Origin of the sequence: Vibrio sp. L85, from assembly GCF_963871815.1 — a bacterium.
GTDB classification, from domain to species: domain Bacteria; phylum Pseudomonadota; class Gammaproteobacteria; order Enterobacterales; family Vibrionaceae; genus Vibrio; species Vibrio harveyi.
In genome coordinates, this window is the sequence record NZ_CAWMYL010000168.1 from 1 (window position 1) to 18,511 (window position 18,511).

At 43.6% G+C, this 18,511-nt stretch carries 23 protein-coding genes and 1 pseudogene; 15 read left to right on the forward strand and 9 right to left on the reverse strand.

Going from position 1 to position 18,511, the window contains the following annotated elements:
- Window positions 1-183 precede the first annotated feature (183 nt).
- A complete protein-coding gene (locus AACR11_RS16095; protein ID WP_049537369.1) occupies window positions 184-552 on the reverse strand; it encodes a DUF3693 domain-containing protein in 369 nt (122 codons plus the stop codon).
- A 252-nt stretch (window positions 553-804) separates the two neighbouring features.
- On the opposite strand from AACR11_RS16095, the gene AACR11_RS16100 reads away from it, so the two are divergent.
- From AACR11_RS16100 to AACR11_RS16150, 11 genes are all read left to right on the forward strand, one after another.
- Window positions 805-1,077 carry a hypothetical protein gene (locus tag AACR11_RS16100; protein ID WP_079324902.1) on the forward strand — a complete coding sequence of 91 codons (273 nt, stop codon included), beginning with the start codon at window positions 805-807 and terminating at the stop codon, window positions 1,075-1,077.
- 2 nt (window positions 1,078-1,079) lie between these two features.
- Window positions 1,080-1,295 carry a hypothetical protein gene (locus tag AACR11_RS16105; RefSeq protein WP_009697828.1) on the forward strand — a complete coding sequence of 72 codons (216 nt, stop codon included), beginning with the start codon at window positions 1,080-1,082 and terminating at the stop codon, window positions 1,293-1,295.
- The gene (locus tag AACR11_RS16110) at window positions 1,279-2,424 is read left to right on the forward strand and encodes a replication initiation factor domain-containing protein (RefSeq protein ID WP_005445761.1); all 1,146 of its coding nucleotides are present in this window, start codon (window positions 1,279-1,281) and stop codon (window positions 2,422-2,424) included. Before AACR11_RS16105 ends, AACR11_RS16110 begins: the two co-directional genes overlap by 17 nt.
- A gap of 3 nt (window positions 2,425-2,427) precedes the next feature.
- A complete protein-coding gene (locus AACR11_RS16115) occupies window positions 2,428-2,784 on the forward strand; it encodes a DUF1293 family protein (RefSeq protein ID WP_017190168.1) in 357 nt (118 codons plus the stop codon).
- A 3-nt stretch (window positions 2,785-2,787) separates the two neighbouring features.
- On the forward strand, window positions 2,788-3,015 hold the full coding sequence (locus AACR11_RS16120; RefSeq protein ID WP_045487871.1) for a hypothetical protein: 228 nt from the start codon (window positions 2,788-2,790) through the stop codon (window positions 3,013-3,015).
- A gap of 5 nt (window positions 3,016-3,020) precedes the next feature.
- Complete coding sequence (locus tag AACR11_RS16125) at window positions 3,021-3,263, forward strand: hypothetical protein (protein ID WP_005445757.1); 243 nt, start codon at window positions 3,021-3,023, stop codon at window positions 3,261-3,263.
- A gap of 168 nt (window positions 3,264-3,431) precedes the next feature.
- The gene (locus tag AACR11_RS16130; RefSeq protein WP_049536008.1) at window positions 3,432-4,922 is read left to right on the forward strand and encodes a hypothetical protein; all 1,491 of its coding nucleotides are present in this window, start codon (window positions 3,432-3,434) and stop codon (window positions 4,920-4,922) included.
- 1 nt (window position 4,923) lies between these two features.
- Window positions 4,924-5,268 carry a DUF2523 family protein gene (locus AACR11_RS16135; protein WP_005445753.1) on the forward strand — a complete coding sequence of 115 codons (345 nt, stop codon included), beginning with the start codon at window positions 4,924-4,926 and terminating at the stop codon, window positions 5,266-5,268.
- A 4-nt stretch (window positions 5,269-5,272) separates the two neighbouring features.
- Window positions 5,273-6,658 (forward strand): zonular occludens toxin domain-containing protein, encoded by a 1,386-nt coding sequence (locus AACR11_RS16140; RefSeq protein WP_079324904.1) that lies wholly within the window; start codon window positions 5,273-5,275, stop codon window positions 6,656-6,658.
- Entirely contained in the window at window positions 6,658-6,816 is a 159-nt protein-coding gene (locus AACR11_RS16145) for a hypothetical protein (protein ID WP_017190172.1), read from the forward strand. The genes AACR11_RS16140 and AACR11_RS16145 overlap by 1 nt, the downstream gene beginning before the upstream one ends.
- Before the next feature lie 249 nt (window positions 6,817-7,065).
- On the forward strand, window positions 7,066-7,311 hold the full coding sequence (locus AACR11_RS16150; RefSeq protein ID WP_079324940.1) for a hypothetical protein: 246 nt from the start codon (window positions 7,066-7,068) through the stop codon (window positions 7,309-7,311).
- Between the two features lie 419 nt (window positions 7,312-7,730).
- Here AACR11_RS16150 and AACR11_RS16155 read toward each other — a convergent pair whose 3' ends face one another.
- Window positions 7,731-8,087, reverse strand: a complete 357-nt coding sequence (locus AACR11_RS16155; protein WP_079324906.1) for a hypothetical protein — start codon at window positions 8,085-8,087, stop codon at window positions 7,731-7,733.
- 213 nt (window positions 8,088-8,300) lie between these two features.
- On the opposite strand from AACR11_RS16155, the gene AACR11_RS16160 reads away from it, so the two are divergent.
- Together AACR11_RS16160 and AACR11_RS16165 are read left to right on the forward strand one after the other, a co-directional pair.
- A complete protein-coding gene (locus tag AACR11_RS16160) occupies window positions 8,301-8,675 on the forward strand; it encodes a hypothetical protein (protein ID WP_079324908.1) in 375 nt (124 codons plus the stop codon).
- Window positions 8,676-8,842: 167 nt separating this feature from the next.
- Window positions 8,843-10,222, forward strand: a complete 1,380-nt coding sequence (locus AACR11_RS16165; protein ID WP_079324910.1) for a hypothetical protein — start codon at window positions 8,843-8,845, stop codon at window positions 10,220-10,222.
- Between the two features lie 46 nt (window positions 10,223-10,268).
- Here AACR11_RS16165 and AACR11_RS16170 read toward each other — a convergent pair whose 3' ends face one another.
- Window positions 10,269-10,634: a phage protein gene (locus AACR11_RS16170; protein ID WP_079324912.1), complete on the reverse strand. Its 366-nt coding sequence runs from the start codon at window positions 10,632-10,634 to the stop codon at window positions 10,269-10,271.
- 276 nt (window positions 10,635-10,910) lie between these two features.
- On the opposite strand from AACR11_RS16170, the pseudogene AACR11_RS16175 reads away from it, so the two are divergent.
- Window positions 10,911-11,122 (forward strand): annotated as a pseudogene (locus AACR11_RS16175) (hypothetical protein); the annotation flags it as partial.
- Between the two features lie 120 nt (window positions 11,123-11,242).
- A complete protein-coding gene (locus AACR11_RS16180) occupies window positions 11,243-11,557 on the forward strand; it encodes a hypothetical protein (protein WP_005451803.1) in 315 nt (104 codons plus the stop codon).
- Between the two features lie 1,031 nt (window positions 11,558-12,588).
- Here AACR11_RS16180 and AACR11_RS16185 read toward each other — a convergent pair.
- The 6 genes from AACR11_RS16185 to pntB form a co-directional block, all read right to left on the reverse strand.
- Window positions 12,589-12,744, reverse strand: a complete 156-nt coding sequence (locus AACR11_RS16185) for a YoaH family protein (protein ID WP_005446846.1) — start codon at window positions 12,742-12,744, stop codon at window positions 12,589-12,591.
- A gap of 43 nt (window positions 12,745-12,787) precedes the next feature.
- Window positions 12,788-13,915, reverse strand: coding sequence for a conjugal transfer protein TraF (locus tag AACR11_RS16190; protein WP_005446848.1), 1,128 nt, complete (start codon window positions 13,913-13,915; stop codon window positions 12,788-12,790).
- 59 nt (window positions 13,916-13,974) lie between these two features.
- Complete coding sequence (locus AACR11_RS16195) at window positions 13,975-14,856, reverse strand: DUF2861 family protein (protein ID WP_005446850.1); 882 nt, start codon at window positions 14,854-14,856, stop codon at window positions 13,975-13,977.
- 8 nt (window positions 14,857-14,864) lie between these two features.
- A complete protein-coding gene (gene vxrB / locus AACR11_RS16200) occupies window positions 14,865-15,527 on the reverse strand; it encodes a response regulator transcription factor VxrB (protein ID WP_005446851.1) in 663 nt (220 codons plus the stop codon).
- On the reverse strand, window positions 15,502-16,923 hold the full coding sequence (gene vxrA, locus AACR11_RS16205; RefSeq protein ID WP_301182665.1) for a sensor histidine kinase VxrA: 1,422 nt from the start codon (window positions 16,921-16,923) through the stop codon (window positions 15,502-15,504). The genes vxrB and vxrA overlap by 26 nt, the downstream gene beginning before the upstream one ends.
- A 188-nt stretch (window positions 16,924-17,111) precedes the next feature.
- The gene (gene pntB / locus AACR11_RS16210; protein WP_029789338.1) at window positions 17,112-18,506 is read right to left on the reverse strand and encodes a Re/Si-specific NAD(P)(+) transhydrogenase subunit beta; all 1,395 of its coding nucleotides are present in this window, start codon (window positions 18,504-18,506) and stop codon (window positions 17,112-17,114) included.
- Window positions 18,507-18,511 lie beyond the last annotated feature (5 nt).

Consider the following 18,511-nt stretch of genomic DNA (forward strand, 5'->3'; position numbering starts at 1 on the left):
GACATTTCTAAATGGGTCAAACCGGACATTACTATCGGGGGCGTACATTGATAGATCCATATTAGCTATTTTATGGTAAATCGCGGTTATGTTTAATGACAATCATAAAAAGCCTCATATTTTAAAATCTGAGAGGGATAGGAGCCCAAACGAAGAAAGAATTGGCGTACGTTGATATTCTATTTAACATAACACATATAATGCGCACTGTAATAGTGGTTCTGACGGACTCGAAATCACCATAGCCAAGCCACCACAAGCCATTGAAATTCCTGCCAATCCAAGCCCGTTATATTTTTTTGCTATGCCTTCCCATACTGCTTTTATCTGTGGGTTCTCGTTGCGATCAGCGTGACAACCTAACAAAGCAATCTCAGGGTCTAATCCTGATTGTTCAGCTAGAAAAATCGCTTGTGTATCAGTCATGTATCGCTTTCCTTTGCGAAAATCACTGATTCTTTGCGGCGGTACGTTCATATCCGCTGCAATTTGCTTATCTTGTACGTAACTTTGAGCCTTTTTGTAGGCATCTAATAGTTGATTCTGATACATGCCATTTCCTCCATTTCTCCCAGTTTAGCTTATCAATCACCATTTTTGGTGTCTTGTGCTAACCAAAATTGGTGATTAGGCTAATAACCAAATTTGGTTACTCAGTGTATTTGACCACCTTGGTACGGGCGTTCGCCCTTGACGCTTTCGTCTGTCCTTGGTGGTCGCTCTCAACGGTCAAGGTGTTGCTATGAAAAATCTGTTCACTCAAAACTGTGACGGCGTCACTATTTCTTTCTCGGAGTGATAACCATGGAACGTGATCACTCATTTACATTCTTAGTTCTTCTCGCGGGTTTATGCGCTGCGGCGTTCTTGTTTTATCAGAACAATTACATGGACGCTACGGCTGAGTCTTACGCCAAAGTTCAAACGTGGGTTGATGAACATCCATCAGCAAAACCGCTGCTAAACGAGCTGTTGAGCGATGGCAAGTTAACGCCTAACGAAGTCGCTGACATCCGTATTTTCATCAAAGAAGAGCCAAAACGTCTTCTTATTTCTCAGGCAACTGAGGCGCGTTAACCATGAACGAAGCTCAAATCATCTATTACGACTTGCTGCCTGATTACACGGTTTCCGTGTTGGTCAAAGGCTGTGATGAATGGGATTTGCTTAAGTCGATGTCTCATCTTGAGTCTTGGGCTTCGTCTCAATTTCTATCTTACGAGTTGGTTTCTATCACCAACACAACTTACCAAGAGCGCGTTGATTTAGGGGTGTTCGATGACTACTGCAACTAACATCCTCAAGAAGTTCGATGAGCAATCGGTTCATATTGACTACCTATGTTTTACATTTGCAGTCAAGGACTTACGCCATTGTCATAACGCGCTTCAACGTCTGCATAAGCATGAGGAATACCGAGGATTAGCGCCTAAATCACTGTTACAGCGTAACTGTAAGGCACCTAAGTTCCCTGCTCCACCTCAGTTTAATTCGACCATTGCCAAGACAGCAGATGAGATTAATGCGTACAACGACGCCTTTGAAATCTGTTACCGAAACTACTTAGAAGAATGTCTACGCATCTTCACCAATCAAGTGTTGGGCTTGTCGCTGTCTGCGCCTCGTGGGCTTGGTTTTCAGTTCTACACCGAATCCATGAAACTTACCTCAGCGAATGGCGAAGACTTCTGCGGTTTCGTTGGTATCGGTGGCAACAATGACACGGTGCATTTTCAGATTAATGGTAAAGGCTGCAAGCATGTCTTTGCCCGTCGCGCGCCTTGGTCACTGCATGACTGGCTGACTAACGTGTTGGGTGTGCAAACATTGGCGCGTGTTGACCTCGCTTATGATGATTACGACGGGATTTTTGATTGTGAATACGCGCGCACGGCCTGGAATGACAATGCATTTCGAACGGCTGAACGCGGTCGCAGTCCAGTGCTGCATGTTGACCATACCATTGCTGGCTATCGCGATGGTCGTCCTGATTACACCAAAGAGCAATATTCGATTGGCTCTCGTACCTCTCGCATTTACTGGCGTGTCTACAACAAGGCACTTGAACAGAAACTCGCGAACACGGGACTGGTTTGGTATCGCTCCGAGGTCGAACTTAAAAAATGGAACATCGACGTTCTGCTCAACCCAGCTGGTGCATTCGCTGCACTGAATGACTTCTCGGCGTCGATTTCTACCGCAAAGAAATTCAATACAAAACCTGTCCCGACCAAACGCGCGGCGTTAGACCTGTTGGCTTCGGCTCACTGGATGCGTCGTCAGTACGGGAAAATTCTCAACTCTTTAATCGAATTCCATGAGGGTGACATTGAAACCGTGGTCGGTTCCCTTGTCCGTGATGGAACGAAATTCACCTTCCCCGATACCTACGGCAAGTTGGTGACTCACATATTGGAGACTTAACAAATGGCTAAATCTGTTTTTGTTCTAGGCATGGACATCACTTGGAACTCAGCGCGTGGTGACAGTGCGCAACTGAACGTGTCACGTCCATTACGTGAAATTAACTCGGAGAAATTCAAGCGTCGCACCATTGGCGAATCGGGTGATGTTAACCCGCAATGGGATCAACCTTTGATGATTGATCATACTTACGCCCTGCTCCTTGAACGCACTGGTGCGCTTGTTCCTCGCCGTGAATACGAGCTGCGTTTGGAAATCAATCCAGACGACCCATTGGCCGGTGCGATTGTGACGGAGTTGATCCCCGTCGACCAAGAAATCAAGAAGCACTTTGAAACTTCAATGAAAGCGCAAGGTTAATCCATGCCTATTTGTGTCGATGTTACTCGTCGTGGTTGGCTTCAAGCCACTGGAGAATCTACTCAGCACTGTAGTTCTTACGTGATGATGTCGGTCACTGACTTCAATCAATATCAAGAGCCTGTCGCCTTCAATAGCGACCTGTTCTTATATGTAAGTGGCGTGCTTTTGGTCAACATGATTGTTGGTCATTGGTCAGGCCGTGTTGTTCGCCTTATGAGTAAAAGGTAATTCTTATGAAAAAACTAGAACTTGTTGTAAATAACGTAAAAAGCGCCGTGGTAAACAAGAAAGTCGCGGTGGGTGCTGCGCTTATGGTCGCGTCGGTTTCGCCTGCATTTGCTGACGGCATCACCGATGCCATCACAGCGGCTACAACCAGTGGTCAAGCTAACGTATCGTTGACGGTTGCAGGTCTTATCGGTATGGCGGCACTGGGCTTTGGTGTAACGATGATTGTTGGCTTCCTTCGTAAGTAACGGTTCGTCTCTATGCCTCCGATATCTGGTAATTTACTTGGGGATGTTCTCGCTATCGTTCTAGGTGTTGCTTTTGCGGGGGCATTTCTCCATGGCTTTGTGAGTGGCATCAATACTCACTAATCAGTGAATCAGGGGGCTTCGGCTCCCTTTTTTCTTGGTTGTTCTATGAAAAAACTACTTCACATCCTGCCGTTACTTTTGCTGTCCTTTTACGCAAATGCTAACCAAGTCTTTTATGCCAAGGTAACCAGCTTCGTTAACAGCGCTGAAGAGCCGCTTGCTCGCCAATGTGCGAACATCGGTGTGGGCTCTTATATCGGTTATTCCTCGGGTAATAAAACCATTCCTCTTAGGAAGATTTTGCCTAACGGCATCAACTGTATTTCTATCCAAATCGGTCCTTCTGCTTCGGTTATTTATACTCGTAACTCGGTTCAACATCGGATTTGGTTTAACTGGGAGTTTCAAGATACCTGCCCTGAAAATCAGGAATACAATCCGACTACCCGATTGTGTGAATCCCAATGTGAGTTTGGTGAAAACCCTGACGGCTCTTGTATGGACGCTTGCCAATTCAAGCAATCTGTCAATGAACAAAAGCTGCTTCATTGGTCAGCGTATGTTTATGGTCCTGAAGTGACTGGCGCCTGTTATGGTGATTTCGGTGCCACTCGATGTGAGCTGCGTCGACCTCCGGTTTCAGTGACGGTATGTACTGATGCGGATTCTGGTGAGTTTACGCAAAACACGACTTGCACGTCACAGTTTGTCTTTACTGGAAAACAATGCGATGGCGGCACACTATTTTGGGGAAAGAATGGTCCAGATGAGCCATTTGATCCTGATAACCCTGACGACCCTGAACATAAACCTGATGACCCTACGGGTGACATCGAAGACCCAAGCGTCTTACCCGATGACTCCACCAATACGGTGACGCCTCCTGATGTGAATGACAAGCCAGATGTGGAAGACCCGGACACCGATGGTTCAACAGACACGGCAGTTCTCTCCGCGATTAAAGGGCTTAATGCTGACGTGAACAGTGGCATTCATGACTTAAACGTCGATGTCAATGAATCCCACGCCAAGATTAACAATGCGGTCATTGACCTAAAAGCCTCGGTGGTCGGCAACACGCAAGCCATTCAAAAGCAGCAAATCAACGACAACAAGATTTACAACAACACCAAAGCGCTCATCCAACAAGCGAATGGTGACATCACCACCGCCGTCAATAAGAACACCAACGCAACCGTCAAAGGACTCAAAGAACTTGATGCTTCCGTTGGCGACTTGAACGGCAATTTAGATGACATCAAAGGACTGCTTACGGGTGGTAACTTTGGTTCACCCAATGGTGAGGACGTTGCCGAGGTTATCTTCTCTTCAGATGACTTCGTATCGATAAACGAAACCATTCACGACAAGCGTCAATCGATTCAAGATTACGTCGACCAAGTGAAAGGTCTGGTCTCTATCAGCACCAATTTTAATAACGGCTCACTCAGTGATAAGTCATTCACCGTTAAAGGCACCACGGTTGAATCGGGTTTACAACGTTTCGATTCGGTCTCTGGTTACGTTCGCCCAGTGGTGCTGTTTATCTGCGCTTTGATAGCACTTTGGATCTTGTTTGGTCCTAGGAGTAAATAACATGGATTACATCTACGCAGCTTTGGAGTTCATTGCCAATGTTGGTCAAACGCTGCTCGACTTTATTCAAAACATCCCTGACCTGATCATTAATTGTGTCGAGTATGGTGCGCTGTGGTGCATCTCCATTTGGCTGGATATCAAAATCGCATCGATTCAGATTTCATTGAGGATCGCGCAGACGCTACTGGCAGACTATGGCGTCTATACCTTGATTGAGAGTAACTTTAATTCCCTTCCCTCTGACGTGCGTTACATCCTGACTCAGTACGGGGTGACGTCTGGCTTGCGGGTTATCTTTGACTCGTTCGCCGCTTCGCTTGTCATGCGCTTCTTTAACTGGTGATAACATGGCAACTTCATTTCGATACGGTCATGGCGGCTCTTACAAATCAGCATGCGCAGTATGGTTTGACCTACTTCCGGCACTTCGTGAAGGTCGAGTCTGTATTACCAACATCCATGGTATGCAGCCCTTAGAAGTGATCGAGAAAAGACTCGGTGAGAAGTTTCCTGACAGTGCTCGCCTTATCCGCATTAGCTCTCGAAACCCTGACGGCTTCGAGCTTTGGAAGTACTTTTTCTGCTGGGCACCTATTGGCTCTTTTATCCTCATCGATGAGTGTCAGCAAATCTATTCCACCAATGCTGGCTTCAAGATGGCGAACATACACAAGCGCCCTTTTACTGACTTTGAGCCTCACTTACCGCAAGGATTTTCAGAAATCTTCCACTCTCGCTGGCTTACTGTAGATACATCCAGTTTAGACCGTGGTGAAGTCGATGACTGTCAACGTACCCGCTTTGATGAGCAAGGACGCATCATCTATCCCGAGAACTTCAACAACGCGTTTATGGAGCATCGCCACTACAACTGGGACATTGTATTACTGACACCCGACTTCGCTCAAATCCCTAAAGAGTTAAAAGGCGTCGCCGAGCTGGCAAAGCAACACAAAGGGAAAGACGGGATCTTCTTTTCTAATCGCAAGCCAAGAATATTGGAGCATGACCCGCTTCGTACTGTCACGGTGCCAAGTAAAGATGATGTGGTTTACAACCTAAAAGTCCCTCTCGATGTGCATTTGCTTTATGCCTCTACGGTGACTGGGCAAATCACTAAATCAGGGCTTGGTAAGAACATCTTTCTTAACCCTAAGTTCTTAGCCGCTGTGGCTATCTTCATTCTTTCAATGGGATATTTAACGTATGCGCTTATTGGTATTTTTTCTGGTTCTGAGGAGACATCTTCGCAAGGAACGCCAGCTCATCAAACTTCGCAGCAAGGTGCTGTTTCATCTTCAAACCGTCAAACGCGCCCTAATCAAAACCATGCGGTTCATTCTGTCGTGGGTTCTGGTGGTTCTGATTGTTCGGGCGTTGGTTGCGATGGTCGGTCTTATTATGATGTAGGCTCGGTTCCAGCTTGGTTCCCACTATCGAATTCTGAAAGTATCTATGTCTCAGCGGTTGAGCGCTGGTACAAGAAAAAGGTGGTTTACGTGAATGTTCATTTCGAAATCACCACACCTAGAGGTGTGTCTTATCTTGATGATGTGTTCCTAAAGAAAGTCGGTGTTCAGATGGAATACCTCGACGATTGCTTGGTGAAGCTATCGGACGGCGAATCTAACTTCTTTGTGACGTGTTCACCCTATGAGCAGATTGCGCAAAACCAGAAATCAGACATTGAGCTCAAGCCTGTTGGTGGGCTGTTTGGAGGCGATGAAAGCTAATGAACGAATACGTAACCCATGGGCAACTGCTCGAAATCATCGAACTGTTTGACCATCTCTCGATGCTTAACGCGATTTTAGTCATCATCGTTTACGACCTCTTTCGTAGTGGTGTTCGAATGCTGTCTGACTATCTGAATAAGGAAAACGGACAATGAAGATGACACCGGAACGGTTTAATCGTGCGGTCTATAACTCCCCGCTTGGCGCGTTCGTTTTAGTTGGACCACCGACATTTGAGCAGCTTCAGGAGCGTAGGCTATTTGTTTTACGGTTTGAGATAGCGATGAGCAAAGCCATTTATGGCTGAGTTCGTTTGCTATCAAAACACGAACCGGTGCCAGGATTATCGATGCCATTTTGCCATCGTAATCGAACCAGGGAACTTGCTGCAGAGAGGTAAAATGATGGCAATTACAATTCGAGATACTCAGGAACACACAGAAATGCTCTCACAGCTCAAAGAGCAAACGGGCACATCAACTATGAGTAAAGCGCTGCTCAAAGGTGGTTACGATGCTTTGAAGTACAAAGAGCTATACCTTGCAGAACGTAGTAAGAATGAACAGCTTAGAGGCGAACTGTATAGGCATACAGAAGCAATCAATGACTACGTTGGTGCGCTCGATAGCTTACGAGAGTTAACGCAATAAGGATGGGCATCGCCCCGACCGAAGGGAGTCACCGAGATATAAGGAGTTGCGAAGCGACGACGAAGCACCGAGCCACCCACCACTGTCGATCTTGGGCACTTGTTTAGACTGGCGAGTGTCCCTAACTGCCCAAGCCTAAATAGGTAATACCACCCCTCGCCCTGCCAGAATCTGCCTTGCAGAGACTCACCACATCAAAGGCGCTGCAACCTACTGGAACAAACTGAACTATCAACATCAAAGCTTTGCGAGTGTCGAGCAAGGCTTTTCCTGTATCAGATGAGACCTACCGACCAGAGCGCGTAGCAAGTGAGGACGGGCTAGGACGATTGCGCTACGTGCGCGGGAGGTCAAACCCCCGAATCTGTATTACGGGGGTAAATTCCACACAACTATCGGAGTTCTCTGTACTCAGGTACTTAATGTGCTGCTTTTTCGAATGCAGCTATACCTGCTTCACATAATGGTCTTGTGACAGGCTTGAACGCAGCATCCATTTTTTTTAGACCGGAATCTGTATATCTAGCACACCAAACATCATCTTCTCGTCCCGTAGTCTTATTCAAATAGTGGACGCTTAGATAGCTGTAATCGTTAATCTCGACTTTTAGTATGTCAGAGGCATCGTAGTTGTTCGGAAGTGAGACTAGAACTTGGTTGTTGCTAGTGGTGTGACCCGTAGTCTTACTTGGTGTGTAGTCGTGAAAAGCTGATGTCTGACCATATGCAAGGTTTGCAATGGCAGCAAGTGCAAGTATTAGGCATTTATATTTCATCTTCTAGTTGTTCTCTCTTGGGTGTGTATTGATGTGTTTTTGTTTGCGGAAATTCTCATAAAAAACACATATAAGATCAATTGCACATGTAGAACCTGCTGAATAGATCACAGGCTTCTCTTATCGACTTTTGTATTAGTATCGGGAGTTTTAGTTTATCGAATAGGACTATCCTTGCTGATGTATGTATGTATATACAGTGTTGGTGGTTTTATGCTGATTAGATATGTAAAGAGCCACGTCGGTCACCTTCTCGACTCTGACGGTTTAGACATATACGGGAAGCGTGTTGATGTCCCAGCTTTATTGCGAGATGGCGGATACAAATACAGTAAAATTCGAGGCATGGTTAACGCTTTTGAGTGTGCTTCCTTTCAACGCGTTAAGTTGGTTGGTTTCACTGAGTACAGTTTTGATGATGGTAAGACTTGGATAAAGATTCCAGAGGATCACTATGTTATTGGCATAAGGAAATGGGGCGATTTTTATGTTGTTCTATTCAACGGTAAGCCAAGAGTCAATGAATACTCACCTAAGCAATCGAAACGTTACACTAACAATGTTGAATTCATTTATAAATTACCCTGACAGTCAACTCCCCACTCGGTATTGTGAGAGAAATTCTAAGATTTTATATACTTAGCTCAAGGAATTTACACAAAATGCAGTTCAACGTGTTTTATATCTTTGTCGAAATTTATCCATTGTATAGAATACCTCTTTGCTAACTAACTCACTTTACTTGGTTTCTTTGAATGTCTGAGCAGTACAAGATCTTACCATCAACATACACATTAAAAATTAACTATACCAACTTACATGAATCGATACATGAGTTTGTAATTCCTGAGACAAATAAGAGCTCGATCAAGAGATTAGCCCATTTTTTCTCAATATTGTCAGCTAGTTTGCAAGCGTTTTTAGAAGATAAATCTGTATCTGATCGGCTAATTACACTTGAAAAATTGAGAGCTGTTGAAAATGCATTGATTTCAATTAAAGTCTGGTACGATTATGACGTAGAAGATGAACTATCCGGTTTTGAAAGTTTTGACTTCTCAGCATGGCTCATCATAGAAGAGAAAGTAATAGAGTGCTTAACTTTAACTCGTTCACATGCCGTTTATTTAGCTCCTTTATCTGTACTAGACGTAAATCGCATGTTATCACTCGCATCACAATCTATCTCAAAACTTCAAGAGGAAAATGTTGAGTTACAGAATTCAATTTCCAACTTGAAAATTACAAATAACGAACTTATTAATACAGCTAAAACTGATATCTTTGAGGCAAAAAACAAAACGGTTAGTGAAATAAATTCAATTACGATAGATATAACTAATAAGGTCGACTCAAAGCTACAAGAGAACTTACATTCATTAGAGACTTTAAAGCAGGACTATGACCGAGATTTAAAAAATAGCCAGCAGGAATTTGATTCTCAATTAGATGAGTTAAACGTAAAATTAGAGTCTGCTATTAGAAAAGAAGTTCGTGAGTTTGCAAATCAGAAAGACAAACTTACCCAAGTCCTTGGCTCTTTGAGTGAATTTAGAAGAGCAAAATCAGATATTGCCCATGCTGATGAGCAACGTAATGAGGCTGATAATTTACGAAAATACGGACTTATTCTCATGGGGCTCCCTATGATTGCGTTTTTTTTGTTTTTCGTCTCTATTGACTTTGGAAAGTCAACCCTTAGTTTGGTATTTACTTTACCACCCGATATTTCTGGGTACTTCCTCCGCTTTTTGACAGTGCTCCTTTTTAGTTCACCTTCTGTTTATTTACTTAAGGAATCAGCTTATCATCGTAGACAAGAGCTTATATACAGAAATCGTGGGGTTCAACTAGGTTCTATTGGAGCTTATCTTGATGACGTACCACCTGAGATGAGAAATAAGTTAAAGTCAGACTTAGTTAAGATCTTTTACGGACCTGTGGATAACCGAAAAGCTGATGTGAGTAATGTTCCTGATATTATTCAACAAATAAAAGAAGTAGCACAAGTTTCAAAATCTTTGAGTAAAGTAATTCCAACCAATCAAAATCAGACTAATTTTGGTAATATTAATAAAGCATCAAGTCAGTCTGAAAACCATCAAGAAAAGGCTAATAGCCCTACACAAAATTAATTTATAGTTAGTTAGACTTTTCAGGCTCCCTTTTCGGGAGCCTTTTTTACATCATTTCCTTTAGTGCTCTCGCGTATTTTAATACTCGCCCTGCCGCTTCTAAGTCAGTCAATGCTCCAATTTCAAGTAAAGCAATCCCTGTTAAAATTTGTTGAGCTGTAACAAGTTGGCCCGTTGGCAGTTCCAGCCTGTCATGATGCATCTTAAAGTGTTCCCATTGTTCAGACGAACTAAGTTCCCTGCCCTTAGTCATTCTCATTAACCGTTTGCACTCCGGTGGAATATTTTTTCCCTTATCCCATTCTTTGACTGTTCTCACAGTTTTTAAACAAAGTTCAGCAGCTTGTTCGACGGATAAACCACATTCAAACTCACGAAAAATATAGTTTTTTGTCATTTCGTGATACTTCATTGAATTGTCCCTCAAAAGAGGAACATATTATAAATATTGAATATGCAACTGCATTAAACATAAGCAGATATAATGCGCACTGAAGGTGTAAGCGCAAAGTTGTAATGTCACTATTTACCAATAGTTAAAATGTCCTCCTAAGATTAACAACATTGTTTGCTTTTGAGGCTTTAACCGATGTTGATTACGAATGGATGATCGCCGACGGACTTGCGGTCCCACACTCTAAACGCAAGCCCCGAGTTTACTAACCTCGTTACCGACCTGATTGTTGTCATGTTTCACGAATCATTCCGCACACTCTTTTGGCGCGAGTTTAAATCTATACTGATTACTTTCACGTTACTAAACCAACAGTTGTTCGTTGGCTTGATGGCATGATGCCTGTTAATCCGATGGCAGAAAAACTTCTTGTCATCAAAGCACTTGGTTACTTGCCTAATGATATACGTTGGTCTGGTGTTTGTGAGCAACGTGCCATCATTATACGTTTAGGATTACTGCTCCTTACTATTCCTTACATACATCAATAAGTCTCTCCTATATATTCTTTCGCAGCTCTAAATAAAACAATATAAATAAGACAAGACAGGTAGGAGAACCATCGTATGGTTATTTTCACAGCGGATTCGCTAGCATTGATGCTGGATTTATTAAAACAGGCAGATTTCAAAACGAACCATTTCTATTTTAACAATGGTCATCAGCAAGATCAGGTTGTCGGGTTAGACATCCAATATGAGGACTTTGAATGCAATGGCTCTTTTCAGCGCTTAGAGACCCGTTATCGCTTAAAGCTAACCAATGGTGAACGAGTTGAATTTTGGTTCAACCGTGGTCAAATGAAGATCAACACGATTAAAGCATCACAACCAATGACTGACATTGGTACCCCAACTCAAATTTCGCAATACAACTTCTAACTTTCTCTCTGCTTCATGCAAAAAAGCCGAACCCCATCGCCAAGGGTTCGGCTTTTTAATAGGCTTCTCACTGATCATTGGTACGTAAAACTTAACTTTCTTGAAGCCTGTCTAGGTCAATAGACATGACAAAGGTAGCGAGTCGATTGCCAGTATGTAAATCATCATTAGTGTAGGTCTGAAGCTCGTCGCAAGGTTTAATTTTTTGGCTTAATGTTTGTACATGATGCTTAGACGGGTAATACATTCCTTTCTCGAAATAATCTAATTCAAACTTCTTAGTCTCATCTCTTCCTGATTCCGTTTTCACTGTTCCTTGTGACAATTTAGAGATGGTCGTAACCGACTATGGCTATTTGGACGAGAACGTGAATCTACACTTGGCTCTGTTCCAGTCTTTCGTTGTGACGCGGTAACTACTTAGTAAAACGCTTGCCCCTCCATAGACACGCATAGATGTAACTTGAAGATCATTTACATCGATTCTACTGCTTTAGATTTTATTTCTTCATACCCCTAATCCGATTGTTTTTTGATGTCGCCTTATTTTAAGGCGGGAATTTGTGTCTCGATCAAATTTTGTTCGCAAGTGCTTACTGTTCTTTTATAGCCCGGTATCCAAAAGCTAAGTTCTGAAAATTTGTTGTGACGCTGTCTCTTTTAGATTTTTGCAGCATAAATCACTACCCAAATTATTCACAAATAATTGGTCTGTAATTAAATTACACAATGGTTGTTTGGCATTGTTCGTTGTGGAGATTTATTCTTTCGTAACTCATTGAAATGTAGCTTGTTTTCTTTGTTTTTATGTAATTGCCATACATTCACCCCAGCCTGAGTGCGCGATGGTTAATAAAAGTTAGTAAAATTTTACCAACTCATTACTCTAGTGGTAACAGTTGTTTTGCGCTTGTTTTTAGTGACGTGGTAACGTCGAATTTTAATTGATTGGCGGGACTATTGCTGCGGGAGGATTTGATTTTCGATAGATACAAAAAAGCAGGGTCATTGCCCTGCTCTTTGGAATTTTCTTAGCTTTGTTGCTTTGCTGCGTATTCGGCTCGAATCTGCTCTGCAACAATCTTGATTGCTTCTGCTGTGCTCGTCCCTTTCGTCATCAATTCTTGGATGCGCTCAACAGCTTGTTGTTGCTCTTCGTGGGACAGAGGTGGTAAATCGTCAAACATAAAAAAAGCTCCTCATTGTGAGGAGCTGACTATAACGATTCGCTTAGTAGGTCGCAAGGAAATTAATTGAAGCCCCCATTGCGTCTTCGTTAGTGTACTGTGCGGCGATATCTACTTCGATTAGATTTAACGGTGACAGTCCGATACCTGCAGTAATTGTGCCTTCGTCATCTGAACGCGCTAGGTTTTTCATGTAACCGCCACGTAGAGCTAGTTGACGCAGTACATCGATTTCGAAACCGGCACGAATCATTTGAGTGTTGTCATCGAACGTAGAAAACTTTTTCTCTTCATTCAAATCGTAGTCAACGCTGAAGCTAAAGTAGTCCGCTACGTAGCCTGCACCCACAGTGTAAAGCGGACGCATGCTGTACTCATATGAATTGATGTTGTAATTATTTCCGCCCTGAGTGAACGTAAACGCTTTTGTTTTCACATCACGACCAATCAAGTTTTTAGCTGAAATACCTAATCGGTAAGGACCGAAGAACCATAACGCTCCGGCATCTAGGTTAAACATGGTTTCTGCGGTTTCATTTTCGCGAAGATCTTTGGTATCGAAAGACGCAAAACTTGTAGCGTATGAGTAAGTGTATATACGCTGCAGTTTTGGAGTGATACCAAAGGACAAGTGTTGATTCATGAAGTTAGCGTATTTCGCTAAAGAGATCCCCGCCTCTGCTACACCGATTGAAACGCCTCGAACATAGTTTTTGTCGATGTCCGTAACGTCGTTAACTTCCGGTTGAACAAAGGATTCTGTGTAGAGCTTTCCGTAAGCGGTCGCAGATAGGAATTTGTTAGGGATACCAACAGCAACAACACCACCGATATCGAAATCCATTTTTTGACCGTTGATGCCATTCAGACCTTTTGCGATCTCTGCTGGATCTGTAAGTTTGCCGATTCTTTCGATTTCATCAATCAGACCGTTTTGGTCGTTATAATTTATACCAAAACTTGGCACGATCATGCCTGCATCATCGTTACGACGATAGATTGCGGTAAGTGCTGGGTTAAAGAATGGCGCGGTTAGGTAAGAGGCAGATACAGTGCCCACTCCACCCATCGCATCACTGCGTGCTTCAATTGCGTAAGTTGCAGCAGAAGCAGCGCCGGAGAACAGCGCTGCAGTCATGGTGGTGGCTAAAATTTTGAATTGTGTCTTCATACTACACTTGTGTTTTCGTTCTTCCTGAACTTATATCGGCACAAATGTAATTTCTTTAGCTATTCTTCGAGAGAAACATCATAGGTTCGGCTAATAGTTTGAGCTTGCTCAACAATAATGTCACCTTGCCAACGACGACTGTTGATACTTACAGCTAAAACATAGCGATCGTTTGGTATTCCCTCTAACTCTAATGAGTTTGGATAGTTCGACTCATACGTTTTTTTCCACACTTGTTCATACTGCCCTTCAACGTAATCGTAAAGTCCGACTTCAAGTTGTGGTAGAGGACAATGTGGGTTGCGTAGCGCGCTCTTTTCTACTTTCCAATTTTCTTTGGAGGTCCAACGAACATATTGTGAAGAATTTGAATCACCTAATATGACCCAAGTTCTGTAAGTGCGTTTGTCTTTTGTCGTCACAGATAGGTGGTATAAGCCAGCGTCTAGTTTACCCGTAAGGTTATAGCGCTTGAGGAAGTTACGTTCGTTGGCTAATTCCGTCCCTTGTTGTGGCTCTTCGTAGTTAAAAGAACTATCCGCCGAGATTGAGCTATCAACCCAACGACGAAAAGAAATGTCATCGATGTCGGTTGTTGCACGTAGCTTAACGACTAAGCGATAGGTATCACGCCCGGGGCTTTGTATGGTTTGACGGATAACGTTAATCCCGCTTATCCACTCCGGTAGAGTCACTCCCGTTAAAGATTTTCCACAGTCTTTTGATAGTGATTGAGCAAGCAAGTCATTAAGGTGTGGTCTTAGTTCTTTATTAGGTTCACTTTGCCAAAGTTCGACAAGAGAGTTGAACATGCCACCGAGGTCATCTTCTAAAAGATGTTGGTGTGCTTGTGTCAGCGGTGTGTTGGATTGAAACCAGTCCGTTGCATGGACTGGTTTCACTAACAGTAATGATAGAACTACAGGAAGTAGTGTTTTCATTCTTGTTCTTACGCTTTCATCTTGTAACCAACGCCGCGAAGCGTTTCGATTTCAAGACCTGGTAACTTCTGGCGAAGCTGCAGTACGTGTGTGTCTACAGTACGTGTGGTTGGGAAATGGTTGTAACCCCATACATGGTCAAGTAGCTCATCACGAGTAAAGACACGACCTAGGTTTGATGCTAAGAACAGTAGCAAGTCAAACTCGGTACGAGTCAAAGTGATCATCTCCCCTTTGAAAACGACTTCGCGTGTTGCACGGTCGATTTCTAGGTCTTTAGTCATGACTTTATCGGCATTACCTTGTTCTGCTGAATCTGGTGCACGCAACTGTGCACGAATGCGTGCAAATAGCTCCGCTTCAGCAAACGGTTTTGTTAAGTAATCGTTCGCGCCAGAGTCAAGACCCGCAACTTTATCTTTAACTGTCACCAGTGCAGTCAGCAGAATAACTGGGACATCTTTAATTTTTTTCCATTCAGGAAGTGATTGTACCGAATCACCATCAGGCAGTTGGCGATCGAGAATGACTAAGTCAGCCTTTTTCCATTGTGGCTCAACGTCTGAAATACGCTCCACATGTAAACACTCATATCCTGCTTGTTCCAGGCTTACTAACAGGCCGTCAGCCAAGTTTTTATCGTCCTCAACGAGAAGCAGTGTCTGTTTCACAAGGTATCTCCAATATAAAGGTTGTAGGTGGTCCCATTAGGGACATTTTTCCGCCCATGCGGCCTACCATTGATTCAACTATTGTTAATCCAAGCCCTAGTCCGCTCTTACTAACAAACGGTTTTCTTAGGTTTGCCCAATCTTTTGCAGTCAAGCTGCCGGCATCTATGACTTGGATAATGATTTTTTCTGCACTGGTTTCAACACGAAGTTCTACCGGTGCTTCGCCATACTTCAATGCGTTACGCAGCAAGTTATCGATACAGGTCCCGAGCCAATACACGTTAACTTTAGCAGCTACATCTTCATTAATTTTGAAAAGTACAGCGTTATCAAATTCTTCTTCAATCTTATATTCTAGCCATTCTGCAACGGATGGAACCCAGTCTGTTGCAAGCATTTGGTTATCAGATTGCAAATAATCTTTACTTGCTTCTGCTAACTGGCGTAATCGGCGCGTATCTTCACACAATCGACGGAATTCATCGTAGACACTTTCCGGAAGGTGTTCAAACTCTCGACGAAACCCTTCTACAGTTAGCGACAATGATGCGATCGGCGTTCTCAGTTCGTGCGTTAAAATTTGCAGAACCAACATACGGCTGCGCATTTCTTCACGCTTGCTATTCCAACGATATACCGCCCAACCGATCACCAACAAAATGTTGGCGATGACGAGGATGATCATACTGATCCGCAACACTTGCGAGTGATCTTCCACATCCCAACAAATGTTGCCACGTTTTACGAAGCAACTTCGGCTTTCTGATGCTAAACCGTAAGACAGACCGGCGTTTGCAACGTTCTCCTGCCATACGTTTTTAGCGAATACAAAATAATGGTCTCCACGGCGAAGCCACAGTTCTTTGCCTTCAATGAACATACTTGCGCCAGCGATGAGTGCATTAATTGCATCGTCATCCATGTTTTGCAGGCTAGAAAGCAGTTCATCCCCTTCATCATTACTTCTCTCTTTGATATGCATGTACTGAGCAAGTTTGTTACGTAGCTCAGGATACTTTTCCGCATAACGCGCTGCGTATGTACCACCACCTGGGTGGATCAGACCGCTTCGAGAAAACCAACGTGGTGTAAGCTGCGTCCCTTTACATATGGCACGCGTAAACACCAAAGGTTCAGTAATTAAAGGGCTTAACGGTAATTTTCCGCGACATGTGTTCGCCAAACGGTACAACTGCTGGATGTCTTTCAGCGGGTAATCTGCGGTTTGTGGCAGCATTGAATCCGGAGAAAGCAACTTAGTTGGGTAGTTAGATTGCAGTATGCGTATATCATACGATTTAAGGGCCACTTCATAATTAAATAGCTCTGTAAATGTATCTATTCGTTCTGGTAATGAATCTGCAAATGCGGGTGCCGAAAAAAGTGGCAGCATTAGAGCAGAACGGAGCAAAAACTGTTTAATCAAACTGTTACCGTTACTTGTTATATTAGCCAGAACTATACATCAATAAACAAGCAAATGACATTAGACGGCTTAAGGATTTGCAGTACTATAACATTGAAAGAGCACAAAAAAAGGCCAGCGAATGCTGACCTTGATTAGTTTTAAAGCAACTTATTTTAAAGTGCTTTGAAAATCGCCTCGACACTTTCTTTCGCATCACCGAATAGCATTGAGGTGTTTTCTTTAAAGAACAATGGGTTCTGAACACCTGCATAGCCAGTATTCATTGAACGCTTGAATACGACTACGTTTTGCGCGTTCCAAACTTCCAATACAGGCATACCTGCAATTGGGCTATTTGGATCTTCTAGTGCTGCTGGGTTAACTGTATCGTTCGCGCCGATAACAAGAACCGTATCTGTTTCTGGGAAGTCATCGTTGATCTCGTCCATTTCTAGCACGATATCGTAAGGAACTTTAGCTTCCGCTAGCAGTACGTTCATGTGGCCAGGTAGGCGACCCGCTACTGGGTGAATACCAAAGCGAACTTCGATTCCTTGAGCGCGTAGCGTTTCAGTAATCTCGTGAACAGGGTATTGCGCTTGAGCTACTGCCATACCGTATCCCGGAGTGATGATCACTGATTTTGAGTTCTTCAGCATTTCTGCAACTTCTTCAGCAGACGTTTCACGATGCTCGCCCTGCTCTTCATCACTGGACATCACAACTTCTTGACCAAAGCCGCCTGCAATTACACTCACGAATGAGCGGTTCATTGCTTTACACATGATGTAAGACAGGATGGCGCCTGAAGAACCAACCAGTGCACCAGTCACGATCAGAAGATCGTTTGCTAGCATGAAACCAGCCGCTGCTGCTGCCCAACCTGAGTATGAGTTCAGCATTGAAACGACTACTGGCATATCTGCACCACCAATCGATGCAACCAAATGGTAGCCGAATGCAAACGCTATTAGCGTCATGATGATCAATGCGAACATGCTGCCGTCAGCTTTTACGAAGTAAATCATAAGAAGCGTAGAAACGACGATCGCCGCAAGGTTCATTTTGTGCTTGTGAGGCAAGTTAAGTGGCGATGATGAGATGATGCCACGCAGTTTACCAAACGCTACGATAGAACCGGTAAAGGTCACTGCACCGATGAATACACCAAGGAATACTTCAACAAGGTGAATCACGTGTTCAGCGTGCATACCAGCAAGGTCAGTTGAAACTGGTGCTGGTGGCTCTAAGTAGCTGTTAAAGCCAACAAGTACTGCTGCCATACCTACAAAGCTGTGTAGAATCGCAACCAGTTCTGGCATTTCAGTCATTTCTACTTTCTTCGCGTAGTGGATACCGATACCACCACCGATCACCATTGCAATAATGATCCACGCAAAACCTTCCGCATTTGGGCTGAAGATCGTCGCGATAAGCGCGATCGCCATACCCGCAATACCGTAGTAGTTACCGTTTCTTGCCGATTCTTGTTTAGAAAGTCCCGCGAGACTCAAGATGAAAAATAGCGCAGCAATGATGTATGCCGCTTGTACTAATCCTGCAGACATTGGTT

Coding starts and splice junctions, on each gene's coding strand:
- AACR11_RS16125 (WP_005445757.1), top strand. CDS start 3,021: ATGAAAAAACTAGAACTTGTTGTAAATAACGTAAAAAGCGCCGTGGTA.
- AACR11_RS16130 (WP_049536008.1), top strand. CDS start 3,432: ATGAAAAAACTACTTCACATCCTGCCGTTACTTTTGCTGTCCTTTTAC.
- AACR11_RS16170 (WP_079324912.1), bottom strand. CDS start 10,634: ATGAAGTATCACGAAATGACAAAAAACTATATTTTTCGTGAGTTTGAA.
- AACR11_RS16140 (WP_079324904.1), top strand. CDS start 5,273: ATGGCAACTTCATTTCGATACGGTCATGGCGGCTCTTACAAATCAGCA.
- AACR11_RS16195 (WP_005446850.1), bottom strand. CDS start 14,856: ATGAAAACACTACTTCCTGTAGTTCTATCATTACTGTTAGTGAAACCA.
- AACR11_RS16185 (WP_005446846.1), bottom strand. CDS start 12,744: ATGTTTGACGATTTACCACCTCTGTCCCACGAAGAGCAACAACAAGCT.
- AACR11_RS16110 (WP_005445761.1), top strand. CDS start 1,279: ATGACTACTGCAACTAACATCCTCAAGAAGTTCGATGAGCAATCGGTT.
- AACR11_RS16155 (WP_079324906.1), bottom strand. CDS start 8,087: ATGAAATATAAATGCCTAATACTTGCACTTGCTGCCATTGCAAACCTT.
- AACR11_RS16105 (WP_009697828.1), top strand. CDS start 1,080: ATGAACGAAGCTCAAATCATCTATTACGACTTGCTGCCTGATTACACG.
- pntB (WP_029789338.1), bottom strand. CDS start 18,506: ATGTCTGCAGGATTAGTACAAGCGGCATACATCATTGCTGCGCTATTT.
- AACR11_RS16160 (WP_079324908.1), top strand. CDS start 8,301: ATGCTGATTAGATATGTAAAGAGCCACGTCGGTCACCTTCTCGACTCT.
- AACR11_RS16120 (WP_045487871.1), top strand. CDS start 2,788: ATGCCTATTTGTGTCGATGTTACTCGTCGTGGTTGGCTTCAAGCCACT.
- AACR11_RS16145 (WP_017190172.1), top strand. CDS start 6,658: ATGAACGAATACGTAACCCATGGGCAACTGCTCGAAATCATCGAACTG.
- AACR11_RS16180 (WP_005451803.1), top strand. CDS start 11,243: ATGGTTATTTTCACAGCGGATTCGCTAGCATTGATGCTGGATTTATTA.
- AACR11_RS16115 (WP_017190168.1), top strand. CDS start 2,428: ATGGCTAAATCTGTTTTTGTTCTAGGCATGGACATCACTTGGAACTCA.
- AACR11_RS16135 (WP_005445753.1), top strand. CDS start 4,924: ATGGATTACATCTACGCAGCTTTGGAGTTCATTGCCAATGTTGGTCAA.
- AACR11_RS16100 (WP_079324902.1), top strand. CDS start 805: ATGGAACGTGATCACTCATTTACATTCTTAGTTCTTCTCGCGGGTTTA.
- AACR11_RS16190 (WP_005446848.1), bottom strand. CDS start 13,915: ATGAAGACACAATTCAAAATTTTAGCCACCACCATGACTGCAGCGCTG.
- vxrA (WP_301182665.1), bottom strand. CDS start 16,923: ATGCTGCCACTTTTTTCGGCACCCGCATTTGCAGATTCATTACCAGAA.
- AACR11_RS16150 (WP_079324940.1), top strand. CDS start 7,066: ATGGCAATTACAATTCGAGATACTCAGGAACACACAGAAATGCTCTCA.
- AACR11_RS16165 (WP_079324910.1), top strand. CDS start 8,843: ATGTCTGAGCAGTACAAGATCTTACCATCAACATACACATTAAAAATT.
- AACR11_RS16095 (WP_049537369.1), bottom strand. CDS start 552: ATGTATCAGAATCAACTATTAGATGCCTACAAAAAGGCTCAAAGTTAC.